This window comes from Microbispora hainanensis (assembly GCF_036186745.1).
Classification (GTDB): Bacteria; Actinomycetota; Actinomycetes; order Streptosporangiales; family Streptosporangiaceae; genus Microbispora.
In genome coordinates, this window is the sequence record NZ_CP108086.1 from 7,781,744 (window position 1) to 7,793,913 (window position 12,170).

Below are 12,170 nucleotides of genomic sequence, written 5' to 3' on the forward strand. Positions count from 1 at the left end.
GGTGAGGGGACGAGCGGCGGAACGGGCGGCGGCGTCCACGGGCGGAACGAACTCGCCGGAGCCGCGGATCGCGGCGGGCGATGCGCACGTGTGGATGGCGGACCCGGACGGGCTCGATCGGAACGGGCTTCTCGGCGGCTACCGCGCGGTGCTGTCGCCGCGGGAGCGGGACCGGGCCGCGGGCTTCCGGTCGGAGGCCGACCGGCTGGCGTTCGAGGCCGCGCACGGCCTGGCCCGAGCCGCGCTGACCTGGTGCGTGCCCGCCGTCGCCGCGGGCGCGTGGCGGTTCACGACCACGCCCCACGGCAGGCCGGAGATCGCCGATCAGCCGCCCCACCGGCCGCTCCGGTTCAACATCTCCCACACCGCGGGACTGGTGGCCTGTGTGGTCACGCTGGGCGCCGCCTGCGGGGTGGACGTCGAGCGCGTGCACCGCCGGGCCGACCCGCTGCGGCTGGGCCGCCGGGTCTGCTCACCCGCCGAGTATGCCCGGCTCGTCCCGCTCGACGACCTCGACGCCCGGGCCGACCTGTTCTTCCGCTACTGGACGCTGAAGGAGGCGTACGTCAAGGCACGCGGATACGGGATGACGCTGCCGATGAACCAGTGCGACGTCGAGAGGGCGGCATCCGTTCCAGCGGGGGCGCCTTTGGCGGTGGAGGGGCGGAACGTGGCCCGGTTCGGGCCGCAACTGCGGGACGACCCGGCCCGATGGCGCTTCGCCCAGTGGCGGCCCGGCCCGCGCCACCTTCTCGCCCTCGCCGTACGGCGGGAGCCCGGTCTGCCCTGCGCGGTCGTCGTCCACCCCGCCCCACCGCCCGTTCCATGAGACGCCCGTGCTGTGAGACGCCGCCCGTGCTGTGAGACGCGGCGCTCGGCAGGCTCGTTCATGAGATCACGGACAGCAGGCGCCGCAGGTCGGTCCTGAGGGCGTCGATGAAGTCGGGCCGCACGCCCTTGAGATAGAAATGGTCGCCCGCGAAGACGCGGAGGGTGAAGGGGCCGGTGGTCACCTCCCGCCAGGCCAGCATCTCCTCGGGCGTGACCTCCGGGTCGGCGTCCCCCGTGAGCCCGGACACCGGGCAGGACAGCGGCGGCCCGGGGAGGGGCCGGTAGGTCTCGTTCAGCGTGAAGTCGGCCCGCATGCCGGGCACGAACAGCCGCAGCAGGTCGGGCTGCCGCAGCACCTGGTCGGGGATGCCGTTCAACCGGGCGACCGCCGCGACGAACTCCTCGTCCGGCAGGCCGTGCAGGTCGGCGCGGCGTTTGGGCAGGTGCGGGGCCCGGCGGCCGGACACGACCAGCCCCGCGGGCGGGGCGGCCGGGCCCACGGACAGGCGCCGGGCCACCTCGTAGGCCACCGCCGAGCCCATGCTGTGGCCCATCAGCGCGTACGGCCGGTCGAGATAGGGCAGCAGGCCGTCCACGACGGCGGGGACGAGTTCCTCCATCCGCGTGTACGGCCGCTCCCGCAGCCGCCATTCGCGGCCTGGCAGGACGACCGGGCAGACCTCGACCTGCGGCAGCAGCAGCGGCCGCCACGGCCGGAAGAAACCCGCCCCTCCGCCCGCGTGGGCGAAGCAGAACAGCCGGGCCGGCGCGTCCTCCCGCCCGGCGTCGCTGCTCAGCCATGCCGGCGGCGCCGGCTCCGGCCCCTTCGGGTACGCCTGCGCGATCGTCACGCGACCACCTCCTCCCGTCGTCCGTCATCCGGCGGAGCGCAGCACGACGTGAGCGTAGGACCCGCTGGCGCCGAGCGCGTTGACCAGGGCGCGCAGCGGCTCGCCCGGGCGGCGCGGGGGCCACGGCTCACGCCGGTCCGCCAGGCGCAGCGGCAGCGCGTCCCAGGACACCAGCCCGCCGGTCCGCCCGGCCAGGGTGGGCGCGATCTCCCGGTGCGCGAACTGCAGCAGCACCTTCGCGAGCTGCGACATCCCGGCGGCCGACTCCAGGTGGCCGATGTTGGGCTTGACCGTGCCCACCGGCACGCCGCGCCCGTCACCCGCGGCCGTCCCCACGAAGACCTCCGCGAGTGCCTCGATCTCGGCGGCGTCCGCGACGCTCGCCCCGGCGGCGGCGCACTCGACGTACCCGATCTCCTCCGGCGTACGGCCGGCGCGGCGCAGCACCTGCCGGATCGAGTCGGCGAGCGCCGGGCTGTTGGGCGCGCCGAAGCGCACGCTCCGGCCGGAGTGGCCGATCCAGGTGGCCTCGACGACACCGTGAGCCGTGTCGCGGTCCCGCGCCGCCACCGCTGCCGGGCGCAGCAGGACGGCTCCCGCCCCCTCTCCGAGCACCCACCCCGAGGAGGCGGCGTCGAACGCTCTCGCGGAGCCGCCGGGCGACACGAGCCCCAGGGCCGACAGCACCTCCGCGTGATAGGGGTGGCAGACCAGGTTGACCCCGCCCACCAGAGCGGCGTCGCACTCGTCCCTGCGCAGGCTCTCCACGGCCAGGTGCAGGGCGGTCAGCGACGACGAGCATGAGGTGTCGACGGCGACGCTCGGCCCGCGGAAGTCGAAGAAGTGCGACACCCGGTTGGGGATGTCGGAGGCCATGGCGGTGACGGCGGCCGGCTCGCCCCGCCGCCACGCGTCCGCGCCCGCCTGCCGATGGTCGTGCCACATCACGCCGGTGAACACGCCGATGCGCGGCGCCGCCCGGCGCAGCGAGGCGGGAGTGTGCCCGGCGTTCTCCAGGCACTCCCACATGACCCGCAGCATCATCCGCAACTGCGGGTCGAGTGTGCGGGCCTCGGCCGGCGAGATGTGGAAGAACAGGCTGTCGAAGTCGCCAGCGTCGGGCAGGAAGCCGCCGGTCAGGCCCGTGGCGCCGGCGGCCCGGCCGGCCGGCATGGGGCCGAACGCCTGCCGCCCCTCGACGAGGCCGTGCCAGAACTCCGCCAGACCGGCCGCGCCCGGAAAACGCCCGGCGACCCCCACCACGGCGATCTCCGCCGCGCGCCGCCCGTCCGAGGCGGGGACGAGGGGTGCGGCGAGCCGGTCGCGGCGGGCGGCGCCGAACACCGGCCGCTCCCCGGAGGCGGTGACCGCGGGCACGGGCCGGGCGGGCACGCCGCCGAGGAACGACTGCAGGAACCGGTGCCCGTCGCCCAGGCCCAGCCGTTCGCAGACCGGCTCGAAGGCCACCGCCCCGACGGGGCAGAGCCCGACACCGCACGCGGCCTGGCCCATCATCAGGAGCTGGCCCATGTATCCGGCCTCCAGGGCCAGATAGCGCGGGGCGTCGTCGCCGTACAGGGGCGCGATGCCGTCGAGCTGCCCGACCAGGTACAGCTCGAAGCAGGCCCGATCGTAGACGGGCCGGTTGTAATAGAAGTGCGCGGAGCGGCCGATCCCGTCCGCCGGCCCGACCAGTTGCAGCGCGTGCTCTCCCGGCCGGTAGTAGTACAGCCCGCCGGCCACGCCCTCCACGCGCCGCACGTGCAGATACACCTGGACGGAGTAGGTGTCCCCCGCCGAAGGGTAGAGCCGCCGGCCCCGCTCGCCCGGCGCCGACGTGCGCAGCAGGCTGAGGAAACGGCAGAAGTCGTCGTACGGCAGCGCCGCCTCGGCGAACTCACGGTGGCTGCCGCGCCAGTCGTAGTGCTCGGGCGCGAACTCGGCCGCGTCGAGCGGGACGATGCGCTCCCCCGCCAGCCGGGGCCGCTCACCCCATCGGCCGGCCTTGAACGCGGCCCGCTCCTCCGGGGAGAAGAAGTCGACGCTTCCCGCGGCAGGCGCACCGCCCGCGCCGCCGTCGTCCAGCCCGGTCGCGGGCCGCGCGGCGCCGTTCGTGGCGGGCTCGGAATGCGGGACGCCGGACCTCGCGGCACCGTCCGCGGCCGGAAGGCCCGGCGGCGGGCCCGCGGTCGTGGACCCGTTCGGCGCGGCAGGGGCCGGCTCGGCGGCGCGGGCTCGCGAGGGCGCATCCGTCTCCCGCCCACCGTCCGCGGGGGACTCCCCTCCGCCCGCGAGCCGGGCCGCGACGTGCCGGGCGATGGCGGCGACCGTGGGCTCCGACAGGAGTGTCGCCACCGGCACCCGCTGCCGATACCGCTTCTGCAGTTCGCCGGAGACCTGCACGATGGTGAACGACGTGGCGCCCTGGTCCCACAGGTCGTCGTCGGGTCGTACGGCGGGCACGCCCAGCCGTTCGGCGAACAGCGCGGCGATCTCGTCGCGCAGTTCTTCGACGCCCGGCCCGCGGGGTGCCTCCCGCGGCGGCTCCTGCAGTGCCTCGCTCGGCGTCTTCCCCGGTTCCTCCGGCTCGGTGTCGGACTCCCGCGCCGGGCCGGGCGCGTCGGTCAGCGGCCACGGCAGGGCGTCCCGGTCGAGCTTGCCGTTCGCGGTGGCCGGGAAAGTGCTCACGAACCCGACGAAGTTGGGCACCATGTATTCGGGCAGCGTCTCGGCCGCGAACGCGCGCAGGTCCCTGACCTCCGGCGGGGTCGGACCCGACGGCTGCACGTACGCCACGAGCTTGCGATCGCCCGTGTGATCGGGCCGGGCCAGCACCACGACCTCCTTGACCCCCGCGTGCTGCCGCAGCCGGTGCTCGATCTCGCCCAGCTCGACCCGGAACCCCCGGACCTTGACCTGGTTGTCGGCACGGCCGAGGAAGCAGATGTTCCCGTCGGGGAAGAAGGAGGCCCGGTCACCGGTCCGGTACATCGGCTCGCCCGGCCGGGACGCGAACGGGTCGGGCACGAACCGCTGGGCCGTCAGCTCCGGCTGGTTGTAGTAGCCCAGGCTCAGGCACTCGCCCGCGATATAGAGGTCGCCCTCCACGCCGACCGGGCACGGTTCGAGGTGCTCGTCGAGGATGTAGTAGCGGCTGTTGTCGATGGGCCTGCCGTACGGGATGCTGCGCCAGGCGGGGTCGATGTCCTCGACAGGGAAGTAGTTGGACCACACGGTCGCCTCGGTGGCTCCGCCCAGGCTGACGATGCGCGCCCGGGGGAACACCGCCCGGACCTCCCCGGGCAGGGACAAGGGGGTGTAGTCGCCGCTCAGGAACACCAGCCGCAGGTCACCGGTGCCCGGCCGGCCCGCGTACGCGGGGAGCAGCGGGGCGAGCTGGGTGAGCGTGGTCGGCGCCGAGTTCCAGAAGGTGATCGGCTCCCGCAGCAGCACGTCGGCCAGCTCGGCAGGGTCGCGCTGCTCGGTCTCGTCCGCGACGTACAGCCCGGCGCCCCGCCCGAGCAGCCCCAGGATGTCGAACACCGACAGGTCGAAGCCGAGCGAGGTCACGCACAGCCCGACGTCCGAATGGCCGAAGCCGAACTCACGGTAGGCCCAGTTGAGCAGGTTGAGCACCGGCCGGTGGGCCACGGCGACGCCCTTCGGCCGACCCGTGCTGCCGGAGGTGAAGATGACGTACGCCGTGCTGTCCGGGGTGGTGACCGGCGGCGGGTTCTCCTCGCCGCGCGGGTCGTCGCGCACCGGGTCGAGGTCGACGGGGAGCACCTCGACGCCCGCGTCGTGACACCGGGTCTGCGAGGTGGACAGCACCAGCGCCGCGCCTGCGTCGCCGAGCATCACGGCCGCCCGATCCCTCGGCAGGTATGGCTCGACCGGCAGATAGACGCCGCCCGCCTTCAGCACCCCGAAGACGGCGGCCACCATGTCGGGCCCGCGCCGCATCGAGATGCCGACCACGGTCTCCGGGCCCACACCGCGGTCGCGCAGGTGCCAGGCAATGCGGTTGGCGCGCCGGTTGAGCTCGGCGTACGTCATCGTGCCGCCACGCCAGCGCAGCGCCACGGCGTCGGGCCGCTTCCTTGCCTGCCGTTCGAACAGCAGGTGGACCGGCCCGTCGGCGGGGAACTCGCGGGCCGTGTCGTTCCACTCGTAGAGGATCTTGTGCCGTTCGGCGGCGGACATGCCGCCGGGCCGCTCCCGCTCGTCGACGAGGCCCGCCAGCCGCTCCCGGAAGTCGGCGAACGCCGCCTCGGCCGTCCGCTCGGGCAGGCCGCCGGGGTCGATGTCCCAGCAGATCTGCAGCCGGTCGCCCTCGCCGACGGCCACGCAGTCGAGCGAGACGTCCGGCGTGCACGTCCGCCATTCCCCGGCGGCGACGCCCGGCGGCAGCGGGTGTCCGTCGAGGTCGAACACACCCGTGTAGACGACCGGGTGGGCCAGACCGCCGCGCCGGGCGGCGACCCGGCGCAGCTCGGCCAGTCCGCTCGCGCCGTCGGCCGCCGCGTCGGCCGCGAGGAGACGCTGGTGGTCGCGGGCCCGCTCCAGCAGCGGTGCCTCCCCCGGGGCGTACGGGATCCAGCTCAGCGCCGTGTGCTCTCCCGGCCGGCACGGCTCGGCCCACCCGGGCCACCGTACGACCGTGAGCGCGAACGTGCCGGGCAGCCGGGCGGCCAGCGCCTCGCCGAAAGCAGCCAGGATCACGGCGTCGGCCGACACCCCGGCGCCCTCGGCGATCTCCTGCAGCCGCCGGCGTCCCGGCAGCGTCGCCTCCAGCCGCGTACGCCGCCGGCCGCGTTCCTCCCCCGCCGCGGGCGAGGGCAGCGCGGGGCCCGGCGGCAGCTCGGCCAGCCGTTCACGCCAGTACGCGACCTGCTCGGGCGAGGAGGCCGGGCGGTGGTCGCGGGGGTCGGCGGCGGGCGCGGGAACGGCCGCCGGGTCGGCGTACAGCCGCCACAGCTCGCGCAGCAGAAGATGGATGCTGCGGGCGTCGGCCACGGCCAGGTCGACCGCGACGTGGACGGTGGCCGCCCCCTCGGATCCGGTGGTCCCACGTGGGGCCGGGGACCCGCCCGCCGGGAACGTGCCCGCGTCCCCCGGGCCGGAGGCGCCGCGCGTCACCTGGATCTCGGCGTGCGGCCCCCGCCCGAGCGGGAACGGCCGCACGGACAGCGCCGCACGGACCGACTCGGCGTCGAGGCCGGACACGGGGACGTGCCACCGGCGGGGCGCCCTCGACCGCACGAGCAGCCGCCCGTCAACGGTCACGGACGCGCGCAGGGGCTCGTACGCCTCGGTCAGGCGCAGCCACGCCCGTTCCAGGCGGTCCACGTCGAGATCGGCCACCTCAAAGGCGTGGTAGACCTGGCAGCCCTCCCCTCCGGACCGCCGTGCCACATAGTAGGCCTGCTGCAGGTCGTTGAGCGGCAGGACGCGGTCGCCGCAGGGGTCCTCGGCCGCCAGCGCGTGCAGCGTGTTCGCGAACCTGGCGAACACCGCCTCGACGCCGGGATTGAGGCCGTCCGCCACGTCCCAGCGAAAGCGCAGCTCGCCGTCCTGTTCCCACATCTGGTGGTCGAGCCCGACACCGGACGTACGGGTGACGGCGTAGCGGACGTCGCGGCCGAACCCCGGCGGCTCGGGCCGCGCGCCGAGCATGCTGGTGAACACGACGGGCAGGGGTGGCGGGGCTCCGCGCCACAGGCGGCGCAGCACCTCCACGCCTCCGACCGCCGCGTGGTCGAGATCCGACCACAGCAGCCGGTGGACCTCGCGCGCCGCCTCGCCCAGGTCCATGCTGTCCAGGGCCGGCACCGGGAAGACCAGGCTGGAGGTGAACGGGCCCACCAGCCGGTCGGCCGCGGCGGGCAGCCGCACCCGGTCGGTGGTGGTCAGCACGAGTGAGAACGGCGTGTGCGCGCCCGCCCATGCCAGGGTCTCGGCGAACACGGTGAGGACGAGCGCGGTCGGCGACACGTTCCAGGCGGCGGCCCGCTCGCGCAGCGTCCGCCACTCGGCCTCCGCCAGCCCGCCCTCCAGGGGCCGCCGCGGCTCCCCCGACGGCACCGGGACGGGCACCCCGGCCTCCGCCGCCGGCGCCGTACTCGCAGCGGCCGGGACGGCACGGGGCAGGGCAGGGCCCGGGGGCAGGTCGGCGAGCCGTCGCCGCCAGTGGTCGACGTCGGCATGGTAGGCCGGAGTATCGGCGTGCGCACGCAGGCGTTCGACGCACTCGCGCACACTCGGCCCGGCCCCCGGCGGTTCGGGCAGCGGGTCCCCGGGCCGGACGTAGGCGCGCCACCAGTCGGACAGCAGCACGTCGAGACCGCGGCCGTCGGTCACCACCGCGTCCACGTCGAGATGGACGACGGCCCGGCCGTCGCACGCCCGGGTCACCTCGACGGCGAACAGCGGCCAGTCGCCCGGTTCGTGCCGCAGCCGCGTCAGACGCCCCCTGACCTCGGCCACTCGGTCGTCGAGATCGGCGTCGGCCACCTCGTGGACCGGCATCGTCCAGGGGCCCGCCTCCGGCATCACCCGCTGTCGTCCGTCCTCGATCAGCACGGCCCGCAGCATGTCGTGGTGGTCGACGACCCGTCCCCACGCCTCCTTCAACCGGTCGGGGTCGAGCCCGGCGATCTCGAACTCGCGGTAGAGGTGGCAGCCCACCGGGTCTGGCCCGAGGTCGGGATGCGACCCCGTGACGTACGCCTGCTGCATGGGCGTCAGCGGGAACGGTGCATACCGGTCCTCAGGTGCGGCCCCCTCGCGGAACGTGGCGAGGGACGGCTGCCCGCGGAGTTCGGCCCCGCGCGGTTGGTTTCCATGCGGATCGTCCTCGTGCAGATCGTCCTCGTGCAGATCGTCCAGATCGTCCTCGTGCAGGCCGTCCGCCGACAGGCTGCCCTCGGGCAGCGCCCCGGCGATCCGTCCGGCGAGGTCGCGCAGGCCCCGCGCGTCGCGCAGCCACTCCAGCGGCACGTCGGCGCCCAGCTCCTCCTTGATCTCCAGCACGAGACGGGCCGCCGTCATGGAGTCCAGCCCGTACACCGCGAGCGGGATGTCGTCCGCGGGTGCCTCGAGGGGAACCGGGCCACTGCCGGTGCCCGCCGCCCTGCCGGTGCCGGTGGGCAGCGCGGCGGCCAGCATCCGCCGCAGCGCCGCCAAGACCTCGTCCACCGGCGCGTCCACCGGCGCGTCCACCGGTTCCGCGACCATATCCCGTGTCGGTCCCATCGCTCTCCCAGTCGTGTGTCGGCGTCGGAGGGTGGATCGGGCCGGGCGGGGGGCGCGCGGAAGGGGCCCGCCGGCGATCGCCGCGGCGCGGGCGTCCGCGGATGACCCGGCAGAGAGCCGGCGTGCCATCCGTCGCCGGGCCGCCGCCACCCGTTCGTACCGAAAAGCTAGGCGGGGGCCCATAGGTGCGCTGCTCAGGATTGAGCAGGCCGGCCCTGGCGGCGCGGGCCGCGCTGGTGCCGCGGGCCGGGGCGGACGGCTCAGCTCAGTGGCCCATGCCGAGGCCGCCGTCCACCGGGACGACGGCGCCCGTGATGTAGGACGCCGCCTCCCCTGCGAGGAACACGACGACCCCGGCCACCTCCTCGGGCACGGCCGTACGGCGCAGCGCGATCTGCCCGAGCACCTCGGCCCGCCGCTGCTCCGTCAGCGAGTCGGTCATGTCGGTGCGGACGTATCCCGGGGCCACCACGTTGACGGTGATCCCCCGGGAGCCGAGCTCGCGGGCGAGCGACCGCGCCAGCCCGACCATCCCGGCCTTGGCCGCCGCGTAGTTGGCCTGCCCGGCCGCGCCGGACAGGCCGCTCACGGACGAAATGAAGATCATCCGGCCGCGCCGCATGCGCAGCATCGGCCCCACGGCGCGCCGTGCCACACGGAACGCGCCGGTGAGGTTGGTGTCGAGGACGCCGGTGAAGGCGGCCTCGTCCATCCGCATCAGCAGCATGTCGGCGGTGACACCGGCGTTGGCGACGAGGACCTCCACCGGGCCGTGCCGCTGCTCCACCTCGGTGAACGCGCGGTCGACCGCGGCAGCGTCGGTCACATCGCAGCGCACGCCGAACAACCCGTCCGGCGCGCCGCCGCCTCGATGGGTGACCGCCACCCGGTCGCCCTCCTTCGCGAACGCCCGTGCGATGGCCAGGCCGATGCCGCGGTTGCCGCCCGTCACCAGCACCGAGCGGCTCATGCCACTCCCTCGCCTCCGGCTCGGAGTCCGATAGTGCCGGAGGCGCGCGATTCGGCACCTCGCCGGGCGCTGTGCCTGACGGCTCGCTCGCCACGCTCGCTCATACCGTCACCAGTCCCACCGGCCCATCGGGGGGAACGGGGCCTGATAGGCGTCCGGCGCGTCGTGCGACACCTTCGTGGAGAAACCGGCCGCCCGGGTCACCTGCCTGGTGAACGCCTGCCGGAACCGGGCGTCGCCCGGCAACCCCGCCTCGTCCGCCGCCCGCAGCATCAGCTCCACGAACCGGTCGCGCTGCTCGTCGGTGATCTTCAGGCCCTGGTGGGCCCGGAAGATCGCCTCGAACCCGCCGAGCTCGTCACTGAAACGGCTCGGGCCGCCCATCATCTCGACGAAGAACGCGGTCAGGTTCTCGGCGTGGTGAGCGGACCCGTACTCGAACAGTTTCTTGAGCAGCGGATCGCGCAGCACGGATTCATGGAAGTGCTCGGCGAACTTGCGCAGCGCCGCCTCGCCGCCGACATGTTCGTACATCGTCGTCATCGCAGCCTCCTCGGAACGCCTGGGCTGGCGTCACGGTAGGCGGCGGGCGGTCGCCGATTCTGCTCAAAAGTGGACGAGAGATCAGCGGCTGCGCGTCGAGGAGCTGTGGTAGTCGGTGTACGTGTAGGGGTTGTCGAGGATCTTCGTCTCGGGGATGTCGGGGTTCATCCCCTTCTGCCATGCCTCCTCGCCCATCGTCGAGCGCAGATACTCGACGGTCCGCTCCACCTCGCGCCGCGCCGCGGCGAGGTCGACGCCGACCAGGCGGTGCTCGTGCTTCACCACGCGGCCGTTCACGAGGACCGTGTGCACGTCGCCGCGCTGCGCCTGGAACGCGACGTGTCCGTACGGGTTGAGCAGCGGGAACGACACGGGCGACGCGTCGTTCTTGATGAGCACGATGTCGGCCTTCCGGCCCGCCTCGATGCTGCCGAGGTCGTCGCCGCGGCCGATGGCGCGGGCGCCGCCGCGTGTCGCCCAGTCGACCACCTGGTCGGCGCGCAGGCTGCAGTGGGTGACCGTCTCACCCTTGGTGTGCGCCTCCATGTGCTCGCGGGAACGGTCGGCGCCGAGTGTGGTGCGCATCGCCGAGAACAGGTCGCCGCTCCACCAGACGCTGGTGTCCATCGACAGCGACACCGGGATGTCGTGGGCGCGGATGGCCCAGGTGGGCGGGTAGCCCTGGCCCGCGCTCTGCTCGCTCTCGGTGGAGACCGAGATCGAACCGCCGGTGGCGGCGATGCGGTGGTAGGAGTCGGCCGACAGCGAGGCGGCGTGGACGTAGACCGTCTCGGGCGTCATGAAGCCGTTCTCGTACATGAGGCGGATGCCGTCGTCGCTGGTCGCGCCCCACACGCCCGCGTGGGTCGTGACCGGTACGCCGAGGTCGCGGGCCACCTCGAAGGCCGGCTTCTCGGGGAAGGCGGGGTCGCCGGTGACGTCGAAGGCGATCTGGAAGCCCAGCATGTCGTCGCCGGTGATGCGGCGGCCGATGAAGTCGCGGAACTCCGGCGCGCCGGTCCACTCGGCGGGCGGGGCCTGGATGTTGCCGTAGGCGAGCACGAACCGGCCGGGCACCGCCTGCAGCGCGTCGACGGCCGCGTCGGCGTGGTCCACGGTCCGCAGCCCGTGCGACCAGTCCACGACCGTGGTGACGCCGGCGTCGATCGCCTCGATCGCGGCCAGCAGGTTGCCGGCGTGGACGTCCTCGGGCCGCCACAGCTTGCCGTACTCCAGGTAGTACCAGACGAAATACTGCGTCAGCGTCCAGTCGGCGCCGTAACCGCGCATGGCCGTCTGCCACATGTGCCGGTGAGTGTCGATCATGCCGGGCATGACGATGCCGCCGGTGGCGTCGACGACCACGGCGCCGTCCGGCGCGGGCAGGCCGGGCCCCACCTCGGCGATCCGGTCGCCGACGACGAGTACGTCGGTGCCGGGCAGCACGCTGTGCGCGTCGTCCATCGGCAGCACCGTGCCGCCGCGCAGCAGCACCGGCCGGTCCGGTCCGAAATCGGTCGGCTCGTTCATCGTCGAACTCCTCACCTTCCACTGGCCGAGCGCGCTCAACAGTGACGAACACTTGTCCGCTATACGGTCAGCGCTGCTTCCGCTGTTACTTTCGCGAGCACCGCCCCTACTGTCAACCATCGGTTTCCGTATCGTCATACGACGGCAAACCGGTGGACGCATTTGACGACCGGACCGCCTATGCCAGAATC

General features: G+C 74.1%; 6 protein-coding genes. 1 reads left to right on the forward strand and 5 read right to left on the reverse strand.

Features of this window, described 5'->3' with window-relative positions; translation table 11 throughout:
- The first annotated feature begins 1 nt into the window (after window position 1).
- On the forward strand, window positions 2-829 hold the full coding sequence (locus tag OHB01_RS35375; RefSeq protein WP_168066083.1) for a 4'-phosphopantetheinyl transferase family protein: 828 nt from the start codon (window positions 2-4) through the stop codon (window positions 827-829).
- A gap of 58 nt (window positions 830-887) precedes the next feature.
- Here the strand turns inward: OHB01_RS35375 and OHB01_RS35380 are convergent, their stop codons facing one another.
- The 5 genes from OHB01_RS35380 to OHB01_RS35400 form a co-directional block, all read right to left on the reverse strand.
- Window positions 888-1,682 carry a thioesterase II family protein gene (locus tag OHB01_RS35380; protein ID WP_205830473.1) on the reverse strand — a complete coding sequence of 265 codons (795 nt, stop codon included), beginning with the start codon at window positions 1,680-1,682 and terminating at the stop codon, window positions 888-890.
- 24 nt (window positions 1,683-1,706) lie between these two features.
- Complete coding sequence (locus OHB01_RS35385; protein ID WP_328854561.1) at window positions 1,707-8,936, reverse strand: non-ribosomal peptide synthetase; 7,230 nt, start codon at window positions 8,934-8,936, stop codon at window positions 1,707-1,709.
- Between the two features lie 265 nt (window positions 8,937-9,201).
- Window positions 9,202-9,906, reverse strand: coding sequence for a 3-oxoacyl-ACP reductase FabG (gene fabG, locus OHB01_RS35390; RefSeq protein ID WP_142648877.1), 705 nt, complete (start codon window positions 9,904-9,906; stop codon window positions 9,202-9,204).
- A 108-nt stretch (window positions 9,907-10,014) separates the two neighbouring features.
- On the reverse strand, window positions 10,015-10,449 hold the full coding sequence (locus OHB01_RS35395; RefSeq protein WP_142648876.1) for a group II truncated hemoglobin: 435 nt from the start codon (window positions 10,447-10,449) through the stop codon (window positions 10,015-10,017).
- 81 nt (window positions 10,450-10,530) lie between these two features.
- Complete coding sequence (locus tag OHB01_RS35400) at window positions 10,531-11,979, reverse strand: amidohydrolase family protein (protein WP_142648875.1); 1,449 nt, start codon at window positions 11,977-11,979, stop codon at window positions 10,531-10,533.
- Between the last annotated feature and the right edge of the window lie 191 nt (window positions 11,980-12,170).